The 23,253-nt window shown below is 66.7% G+C and carries 23 protein-coding genes; 16 read left to right on the top strand and 7 right to left on the bottom strand.

Translation table 11 applies throughout. From position 1 onward, the window contains the following. Positions 1-13: 13 nt before the first annotated feature. The 7 genes from BSY239_RS10545 to BSY239_RS10515 all read left to right on the top strand — a co-directional run bounded on the left by BSY239_RS10545 (position 14) and on the right by BSY239_RS10515 (position 6,499). On the top strand, positions 14-1,249 hold the full coding sequence (locus BSY239_RS10545) for a cysteine desulfurase-like protein (protein WP_069046809.1): 1,236 nt from the start codon (positions 14-16) through the stop codon (positions 1,247-1,249). After that, positions 1,246-2,775, top strand: coding sequence for a dihydropyrimidinase (gene hydA, locus BSY239_RS10540; RefSeq protein ID WP_083239917.1), 1,530 nt, complete (start codon positions 1,246-1,248; stop codon positions 2,773-2,775). Before BSY239_RS10545 ends, hydA begins: the two co-directional genes overlap by 4 nt. A gap of 31 nt (positions 2,776-2,806) precedes the next feature. Beyond that, positions 2,807-3,745 (top strand): MurR/RpiR family transcriptional regulator, encoded by a 939-nt coding sequence (locus BSY239_RS10535; RefSeq protein ID WP_069046808.1) that lies wholly within the window; start codon positions 2,807-2,809, stop codon positions 3,743-3,745. A 7-nt stretch (positions 3,746-3,752) separates the two neighbouring features. Then, entirely contained in the window at positions 3,753-4,268 is a 516-nt protein-coding gene (locus tag BSY239_RS10530; protein WP_069046807.1) for an ureidoglycolate lyase, read from the top strand. Positions 4,269-4,460: 192 nt separating this feature from the next. Then, the gene (locus BSY239_RS10525) at positions 4,461-5,210 is read left to right on the top strand and encodes a Crp/Fnr family transcriptional regulator (protein WP_069046806.1); all 750 of its coding nucleotides are present in this window, start codon (positions 4,461-4,463) and stop codon (positions 5,208-5,210) included. Positions 5,211-5,263: 53 nt separating this feature from the next. Then, positions 5,264-5,971 (top strand): nucleotidyl transferase AbiEii/AbiGii toxin family protein, encoded by a 708-nt coding sequence (locus tag BSY239_RS10520; RefSeq protein ID WP_069046805.1) that lies wholly within the window; start codon positions 5,264-5,266, stop codon positions 5,969-5,971. 69 nt (positions 5,972-6,040) lie between these two features. Further along, positions 6,041-6,499 (top strand): MgtC/SapB family protein, encoded by a 459-nt coding sequence (locus BSY239_RS10515; RefSeq protein WP_069046804.1) that lies wholly within the window; start codon positions 6,041-6,043, stop codon positions 6,497-6,499. Here the strand turns inward: BSY239_RS10515 and gdhA are convergent. After that, entirely contained in the window at positions 6,496-7,839 is a 1,344-nt protein-coding gene (gene gdhA / locus BSY239_RS10510) for an NADP-specific glutamate dehydrogenase (RefSeq protein ID WP_069046803.1), read from the bottom strand. The genes BSY239_RS10515 and gdhA overlap by 4 nt on opposite strands. 120 nt (positions 7,840-7,959) lie before the next feature. Continuing rightward, on the bottom strand, positions 7,960-8,361 hold the full coding sequence (locus BSY239_RS10505) for a GreA/GreB family elongation factor (protein WP_069046802.1): 402 nt from the start codon (positions 8,359-8,361) through the stop codon (positions 7,960-7,962). Between the two features lie 378 nt (positions 8,362-8,739). Here BSY239_RS10505 and BSY239_RS10500 point away from each other — a divergent pair, with 378 nt between their 5' ends. The 7 genes from BSY239_RS10500 to BSY239_RS10470 all read left to right on the top strand — a co-directional run bounded on the left by BSY239_RS10500 (position 8,740) and on the right by BSY239_RS10470 (position 14,325). Beyond that, the gene (locus BSY239_RS10500) at positions 8,740-10,080 is read left to right on the top strand and encodes an NAD(P)H-dependent oxidoreductase (protein WP_069046801.1); all 1,341 of its coding nucleotides are present in this window, start codon (positions 8,740-8,742) and stop codon (positions 10,078-10,080) included. Positions 10,081-10,185: 105 nt separating this feature from the next. Next, positions 10,186-10,773: a hypothetical protein gene (locus tag BSY239_RS10495; protein ID WP_156775453.1), complete on the top strand. Its 588-nt coding sequence runs from the start codon at positions 10,186-10,188 to the stop codon at positions 10,771-10,773. A gap of 69 nt (positions 10,774-10,842) precedes the next feature. Then, positions 10,843-11,046 (top strand): YjfB family protein, encoded by a 204-nt coding sequence (locus BSY239_RS10490; RefSeq protein ID WP_069046799.1) that lies wholly within the window; start codon positions 10,843-10,845, stop codon positions 11,044-11,046. Between the two features lie 24 nt (positions 11,047-11,070). Then, positions 11,071-11,622, top strand: a complete 552-nt coding sequence (locus BSY239_RS10485) for a hypothetical protein (RefSeq protein WP_069046798.1) — start codon at positions 11,071-11,073, stop codon at positions 11,620-11,622. Between the two features lie 212 nt (positions 11,623-11,834). Further along, entirely contained in the window at positions 11,835-12,221 is a 387-nt protein-coding gene (locus BSY239_RS10480) for a response regulator (RefSeq protein ID WP_156775452.1), read from the top strand. Between the two features lie 23 nt (positions 12,222-12,244). Beyond that, positions 12,245-13,912 carry a PAS domain-containing protein gene (locus BSY239_RS10475; protein ID WP_069046796.1) on the top strand — a complete coding sequence of 556 codons (1,668 nt, stop codon included), beginning with the start codon at positions 12,245-12,247 and terminating at the stop codon, positions 13,910-13,912. Beyond that, a complete protein-coding gene (locus BSY239_RS10470; RefSeq protein ID WP_069046795.1) occupies positions 13,909-14,325 on the top strand; it encodes a response regulator in 417 nt (138 codons plus the stop codon). Before BSY239_RS10475 ends, BSY239_RS10470 begins: the two co-directional genes overlap by 4 nt. A gap of 133 nt (positions 14,326-14,458) precedes the next feature. Here the strand turns inward: BSY239_RS10470 and BSY239_RS10465 are convergent, their stop codons facing one another. From BSY239_RS10465 to BSY239_RS10445, 5 genes are all read right to left on the bottom strand, one after another. After that, entirely contained in the window at positions 14,459-16,132 is a 1,674-nt protein-coding gene (locus BSY239_RS10465; protein WP_069046794.1) for an AMP-binding protein, read from the bottom strand. 146 nt (positions 16,133-16,278) lie between these two features. After that, positions 16,279-17,001 (bottom strand): aldolase, encoded by a 723-nt coding sequence (locus BSY239_RS10460; RefSeq protein ID WP_069046793.1) that lies wholly within the window; start codon positions 16,999-17,001, stop codon positions 16,279-16,281. Continuing rightward, complete coding sequence (locus tag BSY239_RS10455) at positions 16,998-19,553, bottom strand: branched-chain amino acid ABC transporter ATP-binding protein/permease (protein ID WP_069046792.1); 2,556 nt, start codon at positions 19,551-19,553, stop codon at positions 16,998-17,000. The genes BSY239_RS10460 and BSY239_RS10455 overlap by 4 nt, the downstream gene beginning before the upstream one ends. After that, positions 19,550-20,428, bottom strand: a complete 879-nt coding sequence (locus BSY239_RS10450) for a branched-chain amino acid ABC transporter permease (RefSeq protein ID WP_069046791.1) — start codon at positions 20,426-20,428, stop codon at positions 19,550-19,552. The genes BSY239_RS10455 and BSY239_RS10450 overlap by 4 nt, the downstream gene beginning before the upstream one ends. A 9-nt stretch (positions 20,429-20,437) precedes the next feature. After that, positions 20,438-21,637 carry an ABC transporter substrate-binding protein gene (locus BSY239_RS10445; RefSeq protein ID WP_069046790.1) on the bottom strand — a complete coding sequence of 400 codons (1,200 nt, stop codon included), beginning with the start codon at positions 21,635-21,637 and terminating at the stop codon, positions 20,438-20,440. A 259-nt stretch (positions 21,638-21,896) separates the two neighbouring features. Here BSY239_RS10445 and BSY239_RS10440 point away from each other — a divergent pair, with 259 nt between their 5' ends. Continuing rightward, positions 21,897-22,316, top strand: a complete 420-nt coding sequence (locus BSY239_RS10440) for a hypothetical protein (protein ID WP_069046789.1) — start codon at positions 21,897-21,899, stop codon at positions 22,314-22,316. A gap of 11 nt (positions 22,317-22,327) precedes the next feature. Continuing rightward, the gene (locus BSY239_RS10435) at positions 22,328-23,251 is read left to right on the top strand and encodes a polysaccharide deacetylase family protein (RefSeq protein WP_069048919.1); all 924 of its coding nucleotides are present in this window, start codon (positions 22,328-22,330) and stop codon (positions 23,249-23,251) included. Positions 23,252-23,253: the final 2 nt, after the last annotated feature.

Genomic DNA, 23,253 nt, shown 5'->3' with positions numbered 1-23,253 from the left:
TCCCTTCCTCAACATGTCCTTGCATCCCCTGAACCTCGACCTGATCCGCGCCGAATTTCCCGCGCTGCAAGACGGCTGCGTCTACCTCGACAACGCCGGTGGCTCCCAGGTGCTCCAGCGCGTGGCCGACCGCGTGAGCGACTATCTGCTCACCAGCAGCGTGCAGCTGGGCGCCAGCTACGCGCAGAGCCAGGCGGCCGGCGAGCGTGTGCTGGCCGCGCGCCGCGCGGTGGCGCAGCTCATCAACGCCCCGGCGGACGACGAGGTGGTGATGGGCAGCGCCACCACCTCGCTCATGTACCTCTTCACCCAGGCGCTGCTGCCGGGTGTGAAACCGGGCGACGAGATCGTCGTCACCAACACCGACCACGAAGCCAACATCGGCTGCTGGATGCGCCTGCGCAGCGCCGGCGCGGTGGTGAAGGTGTGGGAAGTGAACCACCAGACGCTGGAACTCGACCTGGCCGACCTGGACCGTCTGCTCTCGCCCAGGACCACCTGGGTGGCCATGACCCATGCGTCGAACATCCTGGGCACGGTGAACCCGGTGGCAGAGGTGGCAAAGCGTGTGCACGCCGTGGGCGGTCGCCTGTGTGTGGACGCGGTGGCCTACGCACCACACCGCCTGGTGGACGTGCAGGCCAGCGGTGCCGACGCCTACGTGTTCAGCTTCTACAAGGTGTTCGGTCCGCACTACGCGGTGATGTGGATCCAGCGCGACCTGCTGCTGGGCCTGCCCAGCCTGAACCACTACTTCATCGGCACCGACGTGGTGCCCTACAAGCTGCAACCCGGCAACGTGAACTACGAGCTCTCATACGGTTGCATGGGCATCAACGACTACTTGGTGCACGTGGGCAACACGCTGGGTGCGACGGGCAGCGACCGGCAAAAGATGCAGGCCGCGTTCGACGCGTTCGAGGTGCACGAGAACCTGCTGGCCGAGCGCCTGCTGGCCTACCTGCGCAGCAAGAAGTCGGTGCGCGTGATCGGTCACACCGGCGCCACCGATGGCAGCCGCGTGCCCACCATCGCCTTCATGGCGGGTGAGCAAGCCTCCGAGAGCATCGTGCGCCACGTGGACCAGCACGGCATCGGCATCCGCTTCGGCGACTTCTACGCCAAGCGCCTCATTGAAACCCTGGGCCTGCACGCGCAGGGTGGCGTGGTGCGCGTGTCCATCGCTCACTACAACACGGTGGGTGAAATCGATCGTTTGATCACGCACCTGGACGAGGCCATTCAATGAGCCCACGCCCCTACGCCTGCGTCGACCCGGCCTGCAACGATGCCGCCCACGGCCACGCGCAGCCGCCCAGCGTGGCTGCGGTGGCCACCTCGGCCAAGGCCACACTCGCGCACGGCAGCCCGGTGCTGATCCGCGGCGGGCGCGTGATCACCGCCACCGACGACTACGTGGCCGACGTGTTGCTGCGGGGTGGCGTGATCGACACCATTGGTCAACACATCGCCGTGGGGCCCGATGTGGCCGTGATCGACGCCACCGGCCTGTATGTGTTGCCCGGCGGCGTGGACACGCACGTGCACATGGAAAACGTGATCGGCCCCACCATCACCTGCGACACCTTCGCCAGCGGCACCAAGGCCGCGGCCTTTGGCGGCACCACTACGGTGGTGGACTTCGCGCTGCAGAACGCCACCGACTCGCCGCTGGGCGCGATCGAGCGCGCGCAGCGCAGCGCCGACCCGCAGGTCAATGTGGACTACAGCCTGCACGTGATCGTGACCCGCGTGGACGACCAGGTGCTGCACGACGTGCGCCACGCCATGCGCCACGAGGGCGTGACCAGCTTCAAGATGTTCATGGCCTACCCCGGCGTGATGATGGCCGACGACGCCGCCATCTTCCGCATGCTGCGCCAGGTGGGGGCCGAAGGCGGCATGGTGGCGCTGCACGCCGAAAACGGCACCGTGATCGACCTGCTGATCAAGGAAGCACTGGAGGCCGGCCACACTTCGCCGCGCTACCACGCGCTCACGCGCCCCGCCATCCTGGAAGGTGAGGCCACGCACCGCGGCATCCGCCTGGCCGAGCTGGCCGAAGCACCCATCTACTTCGTGCACGTCTCGAGCAACCAGGCGCTCAAACACATCGTCACCGCGCGGGCCGAGGGCATTCCGGTGTTTGCCGAGACCTGCCCGCACTACCTGCTGTTCGACGACACCGTCTACAACAACGACGACTTTGCGACTGCGAAATACGTGATGACGCCGCCGCTGCGCACGCCCGACGACCAGAAGCACCTGTGGCGCGCGTTGCGCTACGACGACCTGCAGGTGATCGCCACCGACCACTGCCCCTTCTGCATGAAGGAAGGCCACCTGGGCTACCAGCTGCAGAAGATGCGCGGCAAGGACGACTTCTCGCTGATCCCGAACGGCGCCCCCGGCATCGAGACGCGGCTGGTGAGCCTGTTCGACATCGGCGTGATGCGCGGCAAGCTCTCGCTCAACCGTTTTGTGGAACTCACGTCCACCACACCGGCCAAACTCTTCGGCCTGTTTCCGAAGAAGGGCACCATCGCCGTGGGCAGCGACGCCGACGTGGTGCTGTTCAACCCGGCGGTGAGCCAGACCATCACCGCCAGCGAACTGCACAGCAACGTGGATTACACGCTGCTCGAAGGCCGTACATTGCAGGGGCGCGTCGAGAAGGTGTTCCTGCGTGGCCAGCTGATCGTCGACGGTCGGCAGTGGCACGGCCGCGAAGGCATGGGACGCTTTGTGCCGCGCGGCGAGGTCCGTGCTTTCTGAGGGCGGGCCACCCCCATTCCCAACACACCCCATGGACATGGCGACCCTGGCCAGCGCAACAGCCCCCAAACCCGGCAACCTCGAAGAGTTGCGCGAGCTGATCGCGCGCGAGAGCGAACGCCTCACCCCGCGCATGCGCGATGCCGCCCGCCATGCGCTGGAACACCCTAACGACGTGGCCCTGAGTCCCATTGCCACGGTGGCCGCCGCCGCCGGCATGGCGCCGTCGGCCTTTGTGCGCATGGCCAAGGCGCTCGGCTTCGATGGCTACTCCGATCTGCAGCGCCTGTTCATCGCGCCGCTGCAGGACGCGGTGAAGCCCACGTTTCGCGAACGCATCCGCCACTACGGCGGTGAGCAGACGCTGGACAACCCGTCCGACCCCGCCGAGGTGCTGCACGCCTTCAGCCAGGCCAACATCGTCTCGCTCGAACACCTGGCCGCCGACGCCGGCGCGCTGCCCTTGAAGCAGGCCATCGACCTGATCCAGAACGCGCGCATGGTTTACGTGGTGGGCCTGCGCCGCTCGTACGCCGTGGCCGCGTACCTGGCCTACGCGCTCAACCGCGTGGGCCAGCCTGCGGTGCAGCTCAACGGCCTCGGCGGCGCCATCGGCGAGCAGGCCTTCGGCGCCAACGCGCAAGACCTGCTGATCGCCATCAGCTTCCCGCCCTACGCGGGCGACACGCTCGAGGTGTGCGAGCAGGTGCGGCAGCAAGGCGCCAAGCGCCTGGCCATCACCAACGCCTTCCTGAGTCCGATCGCCAAGGATGCCGACCTGACACTCGAGGTGAACGACGCCGAATTGCTGGGCTTTCGCTCGCTCACCTCGGCCCTGTGCCTGGCGCAGACGCTGGCCATGGGCCTGGCCTTCAGCAAACGCACCCAGCGCGGCAAACGCGCTGGCGGCAAAAGCACGGGTGGCAAAGACCGGCCCACCGCGCCCGACCTGCAGGGCATCGACTGCTGAGAACCGCATGACGACCTTGCGCACCACGCTGACCATCGAGCCCCTCACCGCCGAGGCCTTCCGTCCGTTCGGCGACGTGATCGAAGCCAGCGAGGCCGCGCGCCACTTCACCATCAACGAGGGCTTTGCCGAGCGTTACCACGACCTCGCGCGCATTGACACCTCAGGCGAGGGCGGCCACACCGCCGTCAGCATCTTCAAGGCCTTGCCGCGGAGTTTCCCCATGGCCATCACGTTGATGGAGCGCCACCCGCTGGGCAGCCAGGCGTTCGTGGCGCTGGCGCCCTTGCCGTTTCTGGTGGTGGTGGCTCGGGCGGGAGAGGCGCCGGGGCCGGGCGACATCCGCTGTTTTCTGGCGGCAGCCGGACAGGGCGTGAACTACGCTCGCGGCACCTGGCACCACCCGTTGATCGCGCTGGATGCGCCGGGCGATTTTCTGGTGATCGACCGCGGTGGGCCGGCGGCGCAGGGGAATTGCGATGAAGTGACGCTGGAAGCCGGAGCGCTCTGGCTGGATCGCTGAGGCCGCTCCCCGCCCGGGCGGCGGGGCGTCGAGCCTGCCCAGCGAATCTGTGTCTTTTGACATGGTTGCCTCGGGATGTGCCGAATTACATTCCCCCCGTCGCATTGCCAAGGCCATTCGCAGGGCATGTCCTGTGCCTGTTGGTCATGGGGTTGCGTGGCAGTCGACACAGAGCAACAACAAGAATTTCGAATGTCACCCTCCAACATCTCCCACCGCGAACAGAACCAGCTGCTGGCGGCCATGCCCTTTGACGACTGGCGGTATATCGAGTCCCAGCTGGAATGGGTCGAAATGCTGGCGGGCGACACGTCGCTGGTCACCACCATGCGGGACGGCGCCACGGTCGAGGTGGTTGCCGTGGGCAACGAAGGCATGTTGGGCGTGGACGCCTTCATGGGCAGCAGCAACGCGAACGTCAGCACGTCCGCCAGCGGCACCGTGATGTCGCAGAACACGGCCCTGGTGCTGCGCAGCGGCCATGGGTACCGCATGAGTGCCCAGTCCATCGCCCTTCAAGCCAAACGTTCTGCCCCGGTGATGCACCACCTGCTCAACTACGCCCGCACGCTGTTTCTGCACATGTCGCAGACCTCGGCCTGCAACCGCCACCACTCCTTGGACCAACAACTCGCGAGGTGGTTGTTGGTGCACCTCGACCGGCAGGCCGATGGTGAACTGCAGATCACCCAGGAGCGCATCTCCAGCATGCTGGGCGTTCGCCGCGAAGGCGTGACCAACGGCGCCCTGCGCTTGCAAAAGGCGGGGGTGGTCCGTTATGGGCGTGGCCAGATTTCCGTGATCGACCGCGAGGGCCTGGAGGCCCACAGTTGCGAATGCCACGGTGTGATTCGCGCTGCCTACGCCCGACTCACCAACGACGCGGTGCTGCAGGTGCAACCACCGCGCGTCTCTCCGTTCGGGCAGGACATGTCCACCTGAAGCCAGGTCCGGGTGATGCAGTTCACCCGGAGCGATCAGAAACGGATTTCGGCGTGTTTGAACGAGCGAATCACCAGCGCATCTCGGCGGTCCTGAGATGTCTTGACGGGCCCAGGCTCCTCAAGAACCACTGCCTGCTCGGCGGGGGCACGGCCATCGTGCTCGCGCGCGACGAGTACCGCGAAGCGATTCACATCGAGCTCTGCTGCAACTCGGCCGAGGTGTACCGGGAGATCCGCCGGGCCGTGGACGCGCAGGATCCCGGCTGGCTGTTCCGGGAGCCGGTGCAGATGCTGCGGGAGCCCAACTTCCATCGCCACGGCATACGCCTGGCGGTCCTGCTCGATGGCACCCCCGTCAAGATCGAAATCCTGCTGGAGAACCGAATCCCGTTCGCGGCATGCCTGCCCGAAGCCGCGATCGAGGGCGTCTGGAGTCTGGCCGAGGAGGACCTCGTGGCCACCCGGCTGATGGCCAACACCGACCGTTATGGGGACGATTCCTTCATGAGCCGCGACATCATCGACCTGGCCATGCTGGCCACCGACGGCATCCTGTCGCCGGCGGGCGTGACCAAGGCGCGCAAGGTGTACCAAAATGGCATCGACACGGCGTTCGTGCGCGCGAAGGCCATTCTGCTGGAGAGCGACGGTCGTGTGGCAACGTGCATGCGCGAACTCAAGATGAAGATGCCCCCGCATGAACTCGCCAGGCGCATTGAGCGGCTGGAGTTCATCGATGCCCTGCGCTGGTGGGTTTGAAGGCCCTGCGTTCGGGTGACGCCTGACGGCAATTCCGGAATCCCGCGAAAACCATGAAATGGATCAACGATGTGGCTGGAAATCTGGACGACGGTTCAACAGGAGTTCTCGGACATCGGCAACGCTGAAGACCTGACGAAAATCTGCCTTCGACTCACCGTCGCGCTGGCGCTTGGTGCCTTGCTGGGCTACGAGCGCGAGTCGGTCGGTGCTGCGGCCGGCCTGCGGACCCACATGCTGGTGGCCCTCGGTGCGGCGCTCTTCATGGTCATTCCGCACCAAGCCGGCATGCGGATCGAAGATGTGTCCAGGGTCATGCAGGGCGTGATCGCCGGCATCGGATTTTTGGGGGCCGGCGCCATCATGAAGTTGAAGGACGAGTCGATCAAAGGCCTCACCACGGCGGCGGGCATCTGGCTCACGGCGGCGGTCGGCATGGCCGCCGGCATGGGGCTGGAAGCGACCGCCGTGGTGAGCGCCGTGTTTGGCTGGATCGTTCTGTTTCTGCTCAGGAAACAGCAGGGCTAGATCACGCCCTGCGCGAGCATCGCGTCGGCCACCTTGACGAAGCCCGCGATGTTGGCGCCGTCCACATAACTCACCGAGCCGTCGGTGCGTCGGCCGTGCAGCAAGCAGGCTTCGTGGATGCCCACCATGATGGTGTGCAGGCGGTCGTCGACTTCGGCGCGCGGCCATGAAAGGCGCATTGCGTTCTGGCTCATCTCCAGACCCGAGGTGGCCACGCCACCGGCGTTGCTGGCCTTGCCGGGCGCGTACAGCACGCCCGCCGCTTCAAAACGCTCCACGGCTTGCATGGTGGTCGGCATGTTGGCCCCCTCGGCCACGCAGACCACGCCGTTCTTGATGAGCGTGTCGGCGTCGGCCGCGTCCAGTTCGTTCTGCGTGGCGCAGGGCAGCGCCACATCCACCGGCACGCCCCAGGGGCGCACGCCGGCCTCGAAGCGGCTGTGGGTGCGGGTGGCGTAGTCGCTCACGCGCCCGTACAGGTGGTTCTTCACCTCCATCAGCTCGGCGAGCTTCTCCGGGGTGAAGCCGTCTTCGTCGATCACGGTACCGCTGGAGTCGGACACGGTGACCACCTTGGCGCCGAGTGCCATGGCTTTCTCCACCGCGTACTGGGCCACGTTGCCCGAGCCCGACACACTCACCCGCAGGCCGTCGAAACTGCGCCCCTTCTGCTTGAGCATTTCCTGCGCGAAGTACACCGTGCCGTAGCCGGTGGCCTCGGGCCGCACCAGCGAGCCGCCGAACGACAGGCCTTTGCCGGTGAACACGCAGTCGGAGCGGTTGCTCAGTTTTTTCATCATGCCGGCCATGAAGCCGACCTCCCGGGCGCCCACACCGATGTCGCCCGCAGGCACGTCGGTGTCGGACCCGACATGGCGGAACAACTCGCTCATCAAGGCCTGGCAGAAGCGCATCACCTCACCCGGGCTCTTGCCCTTGGGGTCGAAGTCGGAGCCGCCCTTGCCACCGCCCATGGGCAGGGTGGTGAGTGCGTTCTTGAAGGTCTGCTCGAAGGCCAGGAATTTCAGGATCGACAGGTTGACCGAGGGGTGGAAGCGCATGCCGCCCTTGTACGGACCGATGGCCGAGCTGTGCTGGATGCGGTAGCCCCGGTTGACCTGCACATCGCCGTGGTCGTTGACCCAGGAGATGCGGAACATCAACACCCGCTCCGGTTCCACCAGCCGGTCCAGCAGGCCTTGTTCGGCGTATTTCGGGTGCGTCTGGATGAAGGGCCAGAGGCTTTCCAACACCTCCGAGACGGCTTGGTGGAATTCGGTTTGTCCGGGGTTGCGGGTGGCGACGTGTTCGAGGAAGTGGTGGGCCGATGTGTATTTCATGGATTCATGCTCTAAAAGTGTGCATGGCATTGTCTGCCCGTCGCATGGGGAGACCATCAATGCCCTGGGCTGGTGCGTTTCTCTGCCTGAGGCGTCCCGCAGCACAGGGCCGTGGAGCCGCTAGGTGGTGAAGTCGCCGCTGGCTTCGGGCTGGAACAGCAGCGCCACGATGTCGGCCGCGCACGCATCCCCATTGGGTGTGCGCCAGCGGGCGGTGGCGCCCACGCGCTGCCCGAGCAGGCTGGCGCCCACGGGTGAAAGTACGGAGATGAAGCCCAGGTGCGGCTCGGCGTCTTCGGGGTAGCACAGCGTGAGCTTCTGGCGCTGGTGGGAGTCGAGGTCTTCGACCATGACCTGCGAGTACATCGTCACTACGTCGGGCGGGATCTCGCGCGAGGGCACGAGATCGAGGGAGTCGAGTGTCTCGATCAACTCGGGCGGAAGTTGCACGCCGTGCAGCTTGTTCAGACGCGCGTGGTCGATTTCGGTGAGCAGCCGCTCAGCCGCAAGGTTCTTGTACATGGGGCACTCCAACTGGTGCGGGACCGCTGCGAAAGAGCGGCGCCCGCGATCGCGCTGGGCGGGGGCCCGGCGATGTTGGTTTGCGCAAAAAGAGGAAGGGGTATCGCCGGGCTCAGGAATGTGCGGCCGGCTGGCGCAGTCCCGCCGAGCCCATCAGCTTGCGACGGGCCACAGCGCTGCTTGCCGCGAGAGGCATGAGAGCTGCTGTGTGCGCAGTGGAGGGGAGTGGGAAGGCCATGCGTGGATTGTAGGACCCCTCACCGGACCCGGCTGCGGGTGGCCACGCAAGCCCCGGTGGCACAGCGGTCTTGTGCCCGCATTGCGCTGGACCACTGCAGTATTCTGGCGGCCACCTCCCACCCAACCCACAAGGCCACCATGAATCTGTTCTCCAAACTGCAGCAGCGCGCCGCAGAAGGCAAGCCACTTCGCGTCGGCATGATCGGCGCCGGCAAATTCGGCTCCATGTACCTGTCGCAGGTGCCGCGCACGCCGGGCATCCACATGGTGGGCATTGCCGATCTGTCGCCCGTGCGCGCCAAGGCCGCGCTCAGAAACGTGGGCTGGACCGAAGAGGCCTGCAGCGCCACGTCGCTGGAGCAGGCGGCCAAACTGGGCAACACCGCGGTCATTGAAGACAGCATGCTGCTCATCCAGTCGCCTTTCGTGGACATCGTCATCGACGCCACGGGCAACCCGGCCGTGGGCATCGCCCATGTGCTCGCGTGCTGCGAGCACAAGAAGCACATCGTGATGGTGAATGTGGAGGCCGATGCGCTGGCCGGGCCCCTGCTGAAACGCAAGGCCGACGAGGCGGGCATCGTGTATTCGCTGGCGTATGGCGACCAGCCCGCGCTGATCTGTGAAATGGTCGACTGGGCGCGGGCCGCGGGGTTCTCGGTGGTGGCGGCGGGCAAGGGCACCAAGTACCTGCCGTCGTACCACGAGAGCACGCCCGACACGGTGTGGAACCACTACGGCCTCACCGCCGAAGACGCCGCGAAGGGAGGCATGAACGCACAGATGTTCAACAGCTTTCTGGACGGCACCAAGAGCGCCATCGAGATGGCTGCCGTGGCCAACGCCACCGGCCTGAGCGCGCCCAGCGGTCTGAAATTTCCAGCCGTGGGCGTGGACGACCTGGCGCGCGTGCTCAAGCCCCGGGAACACGGCGGCATCCTGGACCAGCGCGGGCAGGTGGAGGTGATCTCCAGTGTGGAGCGCGACACCCGCCCGGTGTTTCGCGACCTGCGCTGGGGTGTGTACGTGACCTTCGCCGCCGACAGCGAGTACGTGGCTCGTTGCTTCAAGGAATACGGCCTGATCACCGACCCCAGCGGACAGTATTCGAGCATGTACAAGCCCTTCCACCTCATCGGCCTGGAACTGGGCATCACGGTGGCGTCCATCGGTGTGCGCACTGAATCGACGGGTGCGCCGGTGTGCTGGCACGGTGATGTGGTGGCCACGGCCAAACGCGACTTGCAGGCGGGTGAAATGCTCGACGGCGAAGGGGGCTACACCGTGTACGGCAAGCTGCTCCCCGCACAGGAATCGCTCGCCCTGGGCGGATTGCCGCTGGGCCTGGCCCATGGGGTGAAGCTGCTCAGACCCGTGAAAGCCGGGCAGGCCGTGGGCTGGAACGATGTGGCGTTTGATGCCGACGCCACCGCGGTGAAATTCCGCCGTGAAATGGAAAGGGTGTTTGCTCAGCCGTGAGCGTCCATCGCCGCCACAGCCTACGGTTTCGCGGCCCGGCTTGATGCCGGGCTTGTCCTTCACACTGGTCAGGGTCCGACGCGGACACAGCGGAGCCCGACCAGCATGTGTGACAACAACGAACGACCTCTTGACCGAATGCTCTGGTGGGCAGGTGCCGCAGCGCTGGCATTGGCGCTGACGGCAGCGCTCACCGCTGTGTGGATGCAGCTGACCGTTGAACCCGCCAGGCGGGTTTCGCGCTCGATTATTGTGGCGCCACCCGCCGTGTCTGCTGCGGCCGAAGACGTCGACGACATGATCCGGCCGGTCCACTTGCGCCGGTTTGCGCTCAATGCGCTGCTGGCTCCGCTCATCGATGACGCCGAGCCCGGACGATGGACCGACGTGGCGCTGGACTTCATGTGTGATGACGCAACGCGCGTTCTCGTGGATGGTGAGCCGCTGGTACCGGGCAGCCCGATTCCAACCGTGCCGTTTTCGATTCGCTGGGAGATGAACCACTGTGAGCCCCTGGGCCCGGTGATGGCGCTGTCTGGCGGCGTTGACCTGTTCGTCTCACACGAGGCGTCCAGCATGACCGCGGCCGTTGTGCCCGACCGGTTGCGCATCCAAGGCTCGAAAGGACTGACAAATGTCGACCATGCATTCACGGCGACGTTGACGTTGAAGGGGGCGCCCACCGATCCTTGAGGTAGACGGCCATCAAGATCCCCTTTCACCGACCGATAAAGAGAGCATCTCCAACCACCAGGAAACACCGTGGACGTTTCTCCCGCCGCAATGGTTGGCGCCGTCGTCGCCACCCAACAGGCCAGCACCGCGCAGGAAGTGCAGCTGGCCGTCATGAAAAAAGCCATGGACATGCAGGGCTCGGGCGCGCTGTCGCTGCTGCAGAGCGTCACCGGCAACCTGCCGCTGGCCACCACGGGCCATGTCGGCACGCAGCTCAATCTGCTGGCCTGAACCCTGTTCGACGCACCAGACGCCATGAACGCCGAACCGGGCAACGAACACGACAAACCCCAGGGCACCGAGCCTGCGGTGAAGATCGACCTGGACGCGGCCTGCCAGCCGGTGCCGCGCCTGCTGTTTGTGGAGGCCTCGCGCCGTGCCTTGAAACTCATGGGCAACAAGCTGCAGACCGATCTGCAGGCCCTGGAGCCCTACCCGGTGATCCCGGGCATTGAAGACCTGCCCACGCTGGAGCTGGGCATGCAGTACATCCAGCACCAGTTCGTGTCGGCCGGGCAGCCACAGGCGGTGGCCATGGCGGCCGCCCTGCGCTTCGTGGCGGTCATGTTCACGCGCCGCTACCAATACAACTACCAGGACCTGCGGGTCGGTCACGACAGCGGCACGCTGTTCTGGGCGCCCAGCGGCCCGATGCTGGCGGCGGCGGCGAACATTCCGTTGCAGCTCTGGGCCATCGATTGCCCCCGTTTCGCGGAAGCCGATCTCATTCGCGCCGCCCACGCGATCCACCGCAACTTCGACCACTTCGACGAAGGCGCGTTGATCTATATAGAGCGCTTCATCTAAACGCCTCGAAACCGCAGCCGGTGGCCATGCGGCCGGCCTTTGCGTGACCGAAGCCACGGAGGATTGAACCAATCCCTCCGGGACTGTGTCTTAAGACACCGACGACGCAGGTACCACTGCCTACATTGGGTCCCAGAGCAGGCCCCCGCCTTTGCTCCGCGATACAGGTGCACTCCAAAAGAGTGCCGACCGAACACAGCGAGAGCTTCCACATGCCACACACCCAACGCGTCATCCTGGTGGATGACAGCGACAACGACAACTTTTTCCACGATATCGCCGTGCGCAAGTGCGGCTTCGCTGGCGAGATCAAGATCTTCGACAAGGGCGAAGACGCACTGGACTTTCTCTTGAACGACCGCGTGAGCGTGCCCACCATGGTGTTCATGGACATCAACATGGCCGGCATGGGCGGCTTCGAGCTGGCCCGCACCCTGGAGGAGCAGCTGGAGCCCGGTGTGCCGCTGCAGTTGCACATGCTCACCTCGTCGTCCTGGTCGGTCGACAAGGCCACGGCGGATTCGATCGGGCTGATCCAGAGCTACCTCGTCAAACCACTGACGCGCGAGACGGCGGCTGCGCTGATCGATCTGTCGTGACCACCGCAACGCTGCTTCAAGACATGCCCATCCCGATTCCGGCCAACGAAAGCGATCGCCTGGCCGCGCTGCGGCGCCTTCAGATTCTGGACACCTTGCCGCAGAAGGCCTTTGACAGCATCACGGCGCTGGCGGCCGGCATCTGCGGCACACCCATGGCGCTGATTTCGCTGGTGGATTCGAACCGGCAGTGGTTCAAGTCGCGTCAGGGTGTGGAGCTCATGCAAACCTCGCGCAGCGAGGCCTTTTGTGCCCACACCATCATGGAGCCCAGCGACGTGCTGGTGGTGAACGACGCCACCCACGATGAACGGTTTCAGGACTTTCCCATGGTGCGCCGTGGCGAGCTGGTGTTTTATGCCGGCGCGCCCATCGTCACCTCGGGCGGGGCTGCGTTGGGCACGGTGTGTGTGCTTGACACATTGCCGCGTGAGCTCAACGACGAGCAGCTGAGCATGCTCAAGCACCTGGCCACTCTGGCCATGCAGCTGATCGAACACGAACGCAGCCGCCGCGACCATTCGGAGGTGATGGTCCAGCAGATCGTCAAAGGCCAGCAGGTGGTGCGCGATGTGCTCAACGAGGGCCGCGACATGGCCGCCTTCATCGACCGCGAGCACTGCTACCTGTTTGTGAACCCTGCGTTCCAGCGCTACTGGATCCTGGAGCCGCAGGAGATCATGGGCATGCGGGTGCAGGACCTGATGGCCACCACCCATTACCGTGCCCTGTTCAAGCCCAGCATCAACCAGGCGCTGGCAGGTCTCGAATCGCAGTTCGAAATCGAGCTGGATTTTCCCGGCATGGGCACGCGGTACCTCGAGGTCACGCACACGCCGGCACGCGAAGCGGGTGTGGTGCACGGCGTGGTCGAGCGCACGCGGGACATCACCTTGCGCAAACAGAGCGAGCGGCAACTCGACGAAGCCGTCAAGGAGTTGCAGGCCAAACGGCTGGCCAACCGCAAGTACGTCTACAGCGTGTCCCACGATCTCAAGGAGCCGGTCAACGCCATCACCAACGCCACGCGCCTGCTGGCCGAGGGCGCCCGGGAACGCGCCGACCCGCTGGAGACGCGCTGCCTGCGCATTGCCGGGGAAGCCAGCGCCAAGCTGTCGCGGGTGCTGGAAGACCTGCGCCTCTACAGCGAGGTGGACACCAGCGACATGCGCATGAAGCCGCACCCGGCGCGCAGCATTTATGCCGAAGCCGTGTTGGCGATCGGTGGTGAGCTCGAGTCCGCCGGCGCGGAGGTTGAACTCTCGGTGGAGGGCAGCATCCGCGCGGACGCACCGCTGCTGAGCCTGGCCATCCGCAGCATTCTGGAAAACCTGCTCGGTTCCGCGCAGCGCCAGGATTCGGCGGGCGATTGGCTGGTGTCCATCCGGTCGCATGAGGAGTTGTTCACCCACCGCGTGGACATCACCACCCGGCGACTGGCCCACCCACTTTCCCCGGCCGACTTGTCTGGCGGCTCGATCCGCCCGGTGTCGACCCGCCGGGCCCGCAAGCGCGCCATGAGCGATGTGCGCGAACTGGGTCTGGGCCTGTCCATCGCGTCCCACATCATCGATCTGCACCAGGGAGAGCTGCAGATCGAACTCAAATCCGACGGCAGCAACAGCTATTCCGTGATCCTGCCCGGCCATGCCCGGGCAACCGTGCCCGCCTCGGCGGCGCCTTCCGCATGAACACACACCACCACGTGCAACGCGTCGTTCTGATCGACGACAGCGAGAACGACAACTTCTTCCACGAGATCGCGCTGCGCAAGGCCGGATTTGGCGGCGAAGTGCGCATCTTCGAGAGCGGCGAAAGTGCGCTCGACTTTCTGTTGCAGGACCGGGTGAGCGTGCCCACCGTGGTCTTTCTCGACATCAACATGCCCGGCATGAACGGCTTCGAAGTGGCGCGCGCGCTCAGCGACCAGCTGCGGCCGCAGGCCGAGCTGCAGCTGAACATGCTCACCTCGTCGGCGTGGTCGGTGGACAAGGCCACGGCGGAGTCCATCGGTCTCATCCAGCACTACCTGGTCAAACCGCTCACGCCCGACATGGCGGCGGACCTGATCGGCCAGCCCGAAAGTGTCCGGCAGGCTCAGTAGCAGAGGAAGCCCAGCGCTCCAGGGCCACGTCGCGCTTCCAGAACTCGCGGTGGAAGTCGTTGCCCTGCAGCTGGGTCATCACGGCCTCGATGTGGGCCAGCGTGTGTTCGCTTTCGCCAGTGCAATCAGACCCTCAGGCCCAGATCACCGCTTGCGGCTGCTCGTACCAACGCGGCAGGTGCGGCTCCAACGCGGCCTCAATGCGGCTGCGCTTGATCTTCATGGTGGGTGTGAGGCATCCGTTTTCGATGCTCCAGGGCTCGCTGGCCACGACCAGGAACTGCAATTTCTCGTAGCTCGCGAGCTGCGCATTCACCTGCTGCAGCAGCGCTGTCAGTGAGGCCTGTGCTTCGGCTTGCACGGCGGGGTCGGCCAGTCGCGGGCGCAGCGCTTCGTCGAGCACCAGCACCGCGTACGGCGTGGCCTGGCCCACGCCCGAGACCAGGGCCAGCTCCACCATCGGGTGGGCGTTGAGCAGGTTCTCGATCGGCACCGGGGCCACGTACTTGCCCTTGGCGGTCTTGAAGAGCTCCTTCTTGCGCCCGGTGATGCGCAGCACCCCCTGCTCGTTGAGCACGCCGAGATCGCCGGTGTGGAAGAAGCCGTCGTCGGTGAAGGCCTCGGCATTGAGTTCGGGCTGTTTGTAGTAGCCCGCCATGCGCCCGGGCGACTTGACGAGGATCTCGCCATCGTCGGCCAGGCGGGCCTGCACGCCGGGGTAGGGCCGGCCGACATGGCCGGGCAGCGAGGCGTCGCCGTCGCCTCCATGCGAGTAAGCGAAGTCTTCGGTCATGCCGTAGCCCTCGAACAGGTTCAGGCCCAGGCGCCGGTACCACACCAGCAGTTCGGCCGGCAGCGGCGCGGAGCCGCTGCCGGCGTTCTTCACCTGGTCCAGCCCCAGGCTGGCCAGCACCTTGGCGCCCACCGCGGCCGCGGTGGCGGGGTTGTCGAGCATCGCGTCGAGCTGGGCCGCCGGCATCTTGGCCAGCACGCCCTGTTGGAACTTGGTCCACAGCCGCGGCACCGAGATGAACAGCGTGGGCCGGGCGCGCTGCAGGTCCTGCATGAAGGTGGCGGCGGTGTCGGTGAAGTACACCTGCATGTCGCCGCGCACGAAGGCCTGGCATTCCACCCAGGCGCGCTCGAAGCAGTGCGCCAGCGGCAGGTAGGACAACACGCGCAGTTCCGTGCCTTCGGGAAAGCGGTGGCGCATTTCTTCCACGATGCATTGCGCGGCCGCGCTCACGCTGCCGAAGGTCTGCATCACGCCCTTGGGCTGGCCGGTGGAGCCGGAGGTGTAGAGCAGCAGCGCAAGCTCGTCGGCCGCGCGCATGGGTTCACCGGTCAGGGGTTCTGTGCGGGCGACGATCTCGTCCCAGCGCTCCAAGCCGGTGTCCGGCGCCAGCGGCAACGCGATGCAGGGCAGCGTGGCGGGCACGCCCGGTGCCTGCCGCTCCCAGTCGTCAAGCTTGCCCACGAAGAGCAGACGGGCTTCGCTGTGTTCGAGCACGTAGGCAATGTTGTGGGCCGATTCGGTGGGGAAGATCGCCACCGTGGTGCCGCCGGCCATCCACACCGCCAGGTCGACCATGAAGAAGTGGGCGCTGTTCTTGGCCAGCATGGCGATGCGCGCGCCCGGTTCAAACCCCTGAGCACGCAGGTGGGCAGCCATGCGCCGCGCCTGGTCCATGGTCTCGCCCCAGGTGAAGGTCACGACCTCGCCCTGGCCGATCGGTTGCGTGAGAAAGGGCTCGTTCCGACGCTCGCGCTCGTGCTGGTAGACATGGTCGAGGATCAGCTGGGTCATCGGTCAACTCCTGGTCGGCGCCGAAGGTTTCGGGCCCGTGTGCATTGGGCATGAACGCCGGTGGCTCGCGCATGGGGTTTGCCCTGTGGCGGTGTCCGGCCGGTGACCCGCACCGCCAGCCCGCAGGCGCTGACCCGGCGGCCGGGTCAGACGGTGCGGCGCAAGGCCTCGAAGAACAGCTCGGACTGCAGGCGCTCGCTCTGCATCTGGCTGGCCACGTGTGCCGCGGTGTCCTTGTCGGCCGGCTTCAGCGGCCGCCCGGTGGACTGGGCCAGCACCTGCGCCATGCAGGCGCGTTCCAGGTAGTAGAGGTCGTCAAACGCATGGTCGATGCGGGGGCCGCACACCACCACGCCGTGGTTGGCGAGAAAGGCGATGCCGGCCGTGCCCATGGCGCGTGCGATGCGTTCGCCTTCGCCCGCGTCCAGCGCCAGGCCGTTGTAGTGCGGGTCGATGGCCACGCGGCCATGGAAACGCATGGCGTTCTGCGACAGCGTGGTGTCCAGCGCGCGGTCCTGCGTGAGCGTGAGCGCGGTGGCGTAGGGCATGTGGGTGTGCAACACCACCGCCTGGCGCGCCACCCGGTGGATGCCGCTGTGGATGTGCATGGCGGTGGACTCCACCGGGTGCCGCCCGGCCAGCGCCTCGCCGTGCACGTCCACCATCACGATGTCGTCGGCCTGCACCTCGCTCCACAGCAGGCCGCGCGGGTTGAGCAGAAAGCGGCCCGAGCCGTCGGGCAGCTCGACGCTGAAGTGGTTGCAGACGCCTTCGGACAGGCCGAAATGCGCGGCGGCACGCAGGGCCAGCGCCAGATCGGTTCGGGCTTGTCGGCAGGGTTCGGCGTGGTAGTCGGTTTCGTGGTTCATGCAGGTTGAAGAGCAGGGTGTGGGTGATCGGCACCCGACTCGCCCAGGTAGGCCTGCGCGAGCGCGCCATTGGCCGCGATCTCGGCCGAGGTGCCTTGCGCGACGATACGCCCTTCTTCCATCACATACGCACGGTCGGCCAGCGCAAGCGCCAGGCCCGCCATCTGGTCCACCAGCAGCAACGTCATGCCTTCGCGGCGCAGCCCGTCCAGCGCGGCGAACAGCTCGGCGATCACCTTGGGCGCCAGACCCAGCGACGGCTCGTCAAGCAACAGGATGCGCGGGCGCGACATGAGGGCGCGCGCGATCGCGAGCATCTGCTGCTCACCGCCCGAGAGCAGACCCGCACGCTGGTGCAGGCGCTCGCGCAGCCGTGGAAAGCGCTGCAGCTGTTCTTCGACCCGCGCCTCGCGCTCGTTGGTCTGCAGGAATGCGCCCAGGCGGATGTTGTCGAGCACGCTGAGCTCCGCAAACACCTGCCGGCCTTCGGGCACCAGCACCACACCTTGCGCCACCACCTGCTCGGCGCCCATGTTCATGAGTTCACGCCCTTCGAGGTGGATGCCGCCCTGAATGGGGCGGTGCAGGCCCGCCAGCGCCTTCATCAGCGTGGACTTGCCCGCGCCGTTGGCCCCCAGCAGCGCCACCACCTCGCCGCGCCGCACCTGCAGGTCGATGCCGTGCAGCACAGGCTCGGCGCCGTAGCCCGCGACCAGTGAGCCCACGCCGAGCATCTCGGGTCGGTTGGCGGTGGTGTCGCGCGGTGCCGAAGCTTCCGTCTCCAGGGCCTCACCAAGGTATGCCAGTTGCACCGCAGGGTCGGCTTGCACTTCTGCGGCAGTGCCCACCGCCAGCCGCACCCCGGCATCGAGCACCACCACCTGGTGGCTGATGTCCATCACCAGGGTCATGTCGTGTTCCACCAGCAGCACGGTCAGGCCCGCGTCGGCGATGCGCTGCAGCAGCGTGCCCAGGCGCAGCTTGTCTTCGCGCGAGAGGCCGGCGGCAGGCTCGTCGAGCAGCAGGGCGTCGGGGTCGGTGGCGAGCGAGCGCGCGATCTCCACCAGCCGCCGGTCCACGTGGGGCAGGTCGCCGGCCAGCGTGTCGGGGTGACCGGTGTAGCCGCAAAAGGCCAGCAGCTGGCGCGCCCGTTCGGTGAGTGCCGGGGCGTTGCGCCGTGCGCTGCCGAGCAGCGGGCCGAGCGCGCCGCGCTGCATGGCGATCACCACGTTGTCCTGCACGCTGAGCGACCCGAAGAGCTGCGAGGTCTGGTAGGTGCGGGCCACACCGCGGCGCGAGATCCGCATGGCGTTCTGTCCCTGCAAGGCCTGGCCGCCGAGTGCGAAGCCGCCCGCCGTGGGCAGGTAGAAACCGCCCAGCATGTTGAGCGCGGTGGACTTGCCCGCGCCGTTGGGTCCGATCAGGCTGGTGACCTGACCGGCGTGTGCGGTGAAGTGCAGGTCGGACACGGCGCGCACGCCACCGAACTGCATGGTGAGGCCCTGCGCTGCGATGGGTTGGCGCGCGCGGGTGGGCAGGGCCAGGGTCGCGCTGGAAGGCGCCGGAACTACGGCAGCGCTGCGTGGCCACAGGCGCTCGCGCAGGCGACGAACCAGGCCGGCCACGCCGTCGGGCGCGACCCACAGCACCAGCAGCAGCATGGCGCCGAAGAAGAGCAGGCGGTATTCCTCCAGGCCCGAGAGCAGCTCGGGCAGCAGGCCCACCACGATGGCGCCCACCAGCGGGCCAGCCACCGAACCCGCGCCGCCGATCATGACCACGAGCACGAACAGGATGGACTGCACGAAGCCGAAGGTGTGCGGCGTGACGAATCCCGAGAGCGGCGCGAACAGCGCACCGGCCGCCGCCGCACACAGGGCCGACACGGCAAACGCCACGGTCTTGATGGCCAGCGGGTTCAGGCCCACCGACTCGGCGGCGGTCTCGGCGTCGCGCACGGCGCGCATGGCCGCGCCCCAGGTGCCGCGCGAGAGCCAGGCGTAACCCGCCAGCGCCAGGGCTGCCGCGCCGATGGCCAGCAGCGCCATGGCACGTTCGCCCTGGGCCAGGCTGCCGAGCGACGGCGCGGTGAGACCCATGATGCCGTTCTGCCCGCCGGTGAGGCCGCTGGCCTCGACGATGCTGTGCTCCACGATCAGGCCGAACGCGATGGTGATCATGGCGAGGTACGGGCCCTTCACGCGCAGCGCGGGCAGAGCGACCAGTGCGCCGAACACACCGCCGATGAATGCGGCGATCGGCCACACCAGCCAGAAACTCAAACCGGTCTTGGTGGTGAGGATGGCCATGGTGTAGGCCCCGATGGCGTAGAAGCCCACGTGGCCGAACGACACCTGACCTGTCAGGCCGACCAGCACGTTCAGCCCCACGCCGACGATGGCCAGCAGCGCCACGTTGGCCAGCACGAAGACCCAGTAGCCGTTGAGCGTGAGCGCGAGCACGGCGCCCAGGGCGAGCACCGCGACCACCGCGGTGATCTGCCAGCCGCTGCCCAGACCCAGGAGCGGTTTGGAGGGGTGGAACGTGCTCATACCTTCTTCACCTCCGCGCGGCCGAACAGGCCGTTGGGCCGCCAGGCCAGCGCCACGATCACCAGCGCGAAGGTGATGATCTGCGTGTAGCCCGAGCCCAGCGTGGAGGTGATCATGGCCTCGACCACGCCGAACAACAGGCCGGCGATCATCACGCCCCAGGCGCTGGTGATGCCGCCCAGGATGGCCACGGCAAAGGCCTTGAGGCCGAAGAGCGTGCCCATGTCGGAATGCACGTTGAACAGCGGCGCAATGAGCACGCCGGCCACGCCGGCGAACAAGGTGGAGAGCGCAAAGGCAATGGCCACTGCGCGCCGGATCGGGATGCCCATGAGCCGCGCGGCCGAGCGGTTCTGCACCACGGCCAGCATGGCCACGCCCCAGCGCGTGCGGCGCGAGAGCGTGTGCAGCACCGCGGCCAATGCCAGGCCCACCACCGGAATCAGCAACTGCAGCGGGTAGACGCCAAGGTTGTTGCCCGCGATCTCCAGCGGCGCCTGCGCCAGCGGCGACGGCAGGCTGCGCGGCTCCTTGCCGTAGGTGAACATCACCACGTTGTCGAGCACCATGCCCATGGCCACCGTGGCCATGAGCCAGGCGTCCGAGCCGCGGTTGACAAAGGGCCGCACCGCGAGCACCTCGACCAGCAGGCCGTAGAGCGCACACAGGGCCAGCGCCAGGATCACCGCGGCCCAGCCGGGCCAGCCGAAGGTCTGCGCGAAGGTGAAGGTCAACACCGCGCCGAGCATCATGGAGCTGCCCTGCGCGAAGTTGACCGTGCCCGAGACAGCGTAGGTCACGTAGAACCCGAGCGCCATCAACCCATACATGCTGCCCAGGCCGAGGCCGCTGACCAGCGCTGACAACTCCAACATCCGAAGTCCTCAGTTCACAGTGCCCACAGGCACGATGCGGTTGTCGATGAACTGCGCCCACACATAGTCGTTGGAGGTCACCGCGTCGTGCACGGCCGGGGTGAACGGCTTGTTGTAGGTCTTGATCAGGCCTTCGTACTTCTCGATCTTGTAGAAGCCCTGGCGCACCGCCTCACCCTGCGTGGAGCCGGCGGCCTGGATGGCGAGGGCGGCGAGGTGGGTGGCGTCGTAGGCGTTGGCCACACCCACGGCCGGCGAAATGTCGGCCGGGGTTTTCACGTTGGGGTACTTGGCCATCATGGCCTTGATCACACGCTCGCCCACCGGGCCCTGCTTGCCGAAGAAGCTGTAGGTCTGCACGAAGTGGACTTCCTTGGCGTTCGGGCCGGCGAGTTCGGTGAAGCGGCCACCGGCGGGGCCCCAATGCGAGACCACCGGCACCTTCCAGCCCATGCGGTCGAGCGACTTGACCACCTGCGCCGATGGGCCGACGTTGCCGACCATGAACAGGGCGTCGGCGCCGGCGGCCTTCAGGCGCGTGAGCTGCGGGACCATGTCCACGTCGTTGGCTTCAAATTTCTCCACACCGGCGGGCACCACACCCTTGGCCGCCATCGCGGCCTTCAGGCCTTTTTCGTTGCTCTCGCCCCAGGGGTTGTTCACGAGGATCAGGCCGGGCTTCTTGGCGCTGAAGGTCTTCTGCGCGTAGGCCAGCATGCCCACGTCCACGATCTCGTCCACCGCCGAGACGCGGAAGGCGTAGTTGGCTTCGGCACCGTTCTTGGTGATGCCGGTGCCTGCGGCCCAAGGGCCCATGAACGGCACCTTTTCCTGGTTGATCAGCGGCACGATGGCCATGGACACCGGGGTGTCCAGGCCACCAAACACCACCGCCACCTTCTCGCGGTAGATCAGTTCGCGCGCGGCGATCACGCCCTTGGCCGGGTTGGCCTCGTCGTCGCGGCGCACCAGCTCCAGCTTGCGGCCGCCGAGCAGGCCGCCCTTGGCGTTGATCTCGTCGATGGCGATCTGCATGCCGCGTGTGATGGATTCACCGGCCAGGGCCGACTGGCCCGACAACGCGGTGACCAGTCCGAGCTTGATGGGCTCACCCGACTGGGCCAGGGCCTGGCCGGCGAGCGTGGTGCTGGCGAGCGCGAAGCCGGCGGCGAGCAGGGTGCGGCGGGTGGAGAAGACAGAAGAGGACATGGCAGGACTCCGGATGAGGTGAGGGAAGGGCGGCGGTGATTCGGGCGGCATGGCTGCCGTCTTTGCCGGACTCCGTTTGCAAGGGGCGTGCCAACCGTGTCGGCAAGTCTTGCTCCTGTATGTAGACACTGGGACAATTGGATTGTTGACAATCTGGCACGTGTCTTGCACGCACTTTGAGCGTGCATGCACCCGACGCCAGGCACTGGCCAAAGCGGTGCACGAATCCTCAACACGGTGCATTTTTGTGGAGAAGCCGATGTCCGAAGCGTCCCTGCAGTCCCTCTCGCCGGCCCAGGTGGTCGACGAATTCCTGCGCGTTATCATGATTCCCGACCCCGCCGGCGCTCGCCGCTTTGTCGCGCCCGGTCTGCGCATCCGCTTCACCGGCGGGCGCGCCATGAGCGACCCGGCCGAGTGCTCGGCCTTCAACGCCACGCGTTACCGCTGGGTGAAAAAACGCATCGAGCGCACCGAGACGGTGGCCGGTGGCACCGAGGTGGAGACCGTCGTTTACAGCATCGGCACGCTGCATGGCGAGTGGCCCGACGGCACGCCGTTCGAGGGCAACCGCTACGTGGACCGCTACGTGGTGAGCCACGGCCTCATCACGCAGATGGAAGTGTGGAACGACAGCGCCGAATGGCTGCTGGTGCGCGCCGGTCTCGCCACCCTATGACGGCCACCGCCATGTCAGCTCAATACCTCGGCCCTTTGCCCGATCACGGGCGCTTCGACTACCGCCCGATCACGCGCCGGGCCGACTACCGTTGGCCCAACGGTGCACGCCTGGCCGTGTACCTCGGCTTCAACATCGAGCACTTCGCGTTCGGTGAAGGCCTGGGCGCCGGCATCGGCCCGGCCTCGCCGCAGCCCGATGTGCTCAATCACAGCTGGCGCGAATACGGCAACCGCGTGGGCGCCTGGCGCTGCCTCGAACTCTTCGACCAGCTCGGCCTGCCCACGGCCGCGCTCATCAACACCGCGCTTTACGACCACTGCCCCGAGCTGGTGGCGGCCTTCGTCGCGCGCGGCGACGAGCTGGTGGGCCACGGCCACAGCAACGCCGAGCGCCAAGGCGTGCTGCCCGAAGCGGCCGAGCGTGAGCTGCTCGTGCTGTGCCGCGATCGCATGCAAGCCGCAAGCGGTGCGGACGTGAAAGGCTGGCTCTCGCCCTGGATTTCCGAGAGCCGCAGCACGCCGGATCTGCTCGCCGAGACCGGCTACACCTACACGCTGAACTGGTGCCACGACGACCAGCCCATGCGCATGCGCACGCGAGGCGGTCAGGGCCTGTGGGCCGTGCCCTATCCGCAGGAGCTCAACGACATTCCCATGATCGTGGCGCGCCAGATGGACGGCAAGGACTTCGCGCAGATGATCATCGACAACACCGACGAGATGCTGGAGCAGGCGCGCACGCAGCCGCTGGTGCAAGGCATCGCGCTGCACCCTTATCTGGTGGGTCAACCCTACCGCCTGCGCCACCTGCGCCGCGCGCTGCAACACCTGTGCGCCGCGCGCGACCGCGGCGAGGTCTGGTTCACCACGCCGGGTGCGATCTGCGAGCACGTGAACGGCCTGGCGCTGAACGACCCCTCTTCCTTTGCATGAAA

The sequence above is a fragment of the Hydrogenophaga sp. RAC07 genome, assembly GCF_001713375.1.
GTDB lineage: Bacteria > Pseudomonadota > Gammaproteobacteria > Burkholderiales > Burkholderiaceae_C > Hydrogenophaga.
This window is presented reverse-complemented; position numbering and strand designations above follow the sequence as displayed.

Excerpts from the sequence above, each read along its gene's own strand:
- BSY239_RS10530 (WP_069046807.1), top strand. The coding sequence starts at position 3,753 with ATGACGACCTTGCGCACCACGCTGACCATCGAGCCCCTCACCGCCGAG.
- BSY239_RS10515 (WP_069046804.1), top strand. The coding sequence starts at position 6,041 with ATGTGGCTGGAAATCTGGACGACGGTTCAACAGGAGTTCTCGGACATC.
- BSY239_RS10455 (WP_069046792.1), bottom strand. The coding sequence starts at position 19,553 with ATGAGCACGTTCCACCCCTCCAAACCGCTCCTGGGTCTGGGCAGCGGC.
- BSY239_RS10480 (WP_156775452.1), top strand. The coding sequence starts at position 11,835 with ATGCCACACACCCAACGCGTCATCCTGGTGGATGACAGCGACAACGAC.
- BSY239_RS10485 (WP_069046798.1), top strand. The coding sequence starts at position 11,071 with ATGAACGCCGAACCGGGCAACGAACACGACAAACCCCAGGGCACCGAG.
- BSY239_RS10445 (WP_069046790.1), bottom strand. The coding sequence starts at position 21,637 with ATGTCCTCTTCTGTCTTCTCCACCCGCCGCACCCTGCTCGCCGCCGGC.
- BSY239_RS10470 (WP_069046795.1), top strand. The coding sequence starts at position 13,909 with ATGAACACACACCACCACGTGCAACGCGTCGTTCTGATCGACGACAGC.
- BSY239_RS10450 (WP_069046791.1), bottom strand. The coding sequence starts at position 20,428 with ATGTTGGAGTTGTCAGCGCTGGTCAGCGGCCTCGGCCTGGGCAGCATG.
- BSY239_RS10475 (WP_069046796.1), top strand. The coding sequence starts at position 12,245 with ATGCCCATCCCGATTCCGGCCAACGAAAGCGATCGCCTGGCCGCGCTG.
- gdhA (WP_069046803.1), bottom strand. The coding sequence starts at position 7,839 with ATGAAATACACATCGGCCCACCACTTCCTCGAACACGTCGCCACCCGC.
- BSY239_RS10545 (WP_069046809.1), top strand. The coding sequence starts at position 14 with ATGTCCTTGCATCCCCTGAACCTCGACCTGATCCGCGCCGAATTTCCC.
- BSY239_RS10495 (WP_156775453.1), top strand. The coding sequence starts at position 10,186 with ATGTGTGACAACAACGAACGACCTCTTGACCGAATGCTCTGGTGGGCA.
- BSY239_RS10465 (WP_069046794.1), bottom strand. The coding sequence starts at position 16,132 with ATGACCCAGCTGATCCTCGACCATGTCTACCAGCACGAGCGCGAGCGT.
- BSY239_RS10435 (WP_069048919.1), top strand. The coding sequence starts at position 22,328 with ATGTCAGCTCAATACCTCGGCCCTTTGCCCGATCACGGGCGCTTCGAC.
- BSY239_RS10500 (WP_069046801.1), top strand. The coding sequence starts at position 8,740 with ATGAATCTGTTCTCCAAACTGCAGCAGCGCGCCGCAGAAGGCAAGCCA.
- hydA (WP_083239917.1), top strand. The coding sequence starts at position 1,246 with ATGAGCCCACGCCCCTACGCCTGCGTCGACCCGGCCTGCAACGATGCC.
- BSY239_RS10440 (WP_069046789.1), top strand. The coding sequence starts at position 21,897 with ATGTCCGAAGCGTCCCTGCAGTCCCTCTCGCCGGCCCAGGTGGTCGAC.
- BSY239_RS10535 (WP_069046808.1), top strand. The coding sequence starts at position 2,807 with ATGGACATGGCGACCCTGGCCAGCGCAACAGCCCCCAAACCCGGCAAC.
- BSY239_RS10525 (WP_069046806.1), top strand. The coding sequence starts at position 4,461 with ATGTCACCCTCCAACATCTCCCACCGCGAACAGAACCAGCTGCTGGCG.
- BSY239_RS10505 (WP_069046802.1), bottom strand. The coding sequence starts at position 8,361 with ATGTACAAGAACCTTGCGGCTGAGCGGCTGCTCACCGAAATCGACCAC.
- BSY239_RS10460 (WP_069046793.1), bottom strand. The coding sequence starts at position 17,001 with ATGAACCACGAAACCGACTACCACGCCGAACCCTGCCGACAAGCCCGA.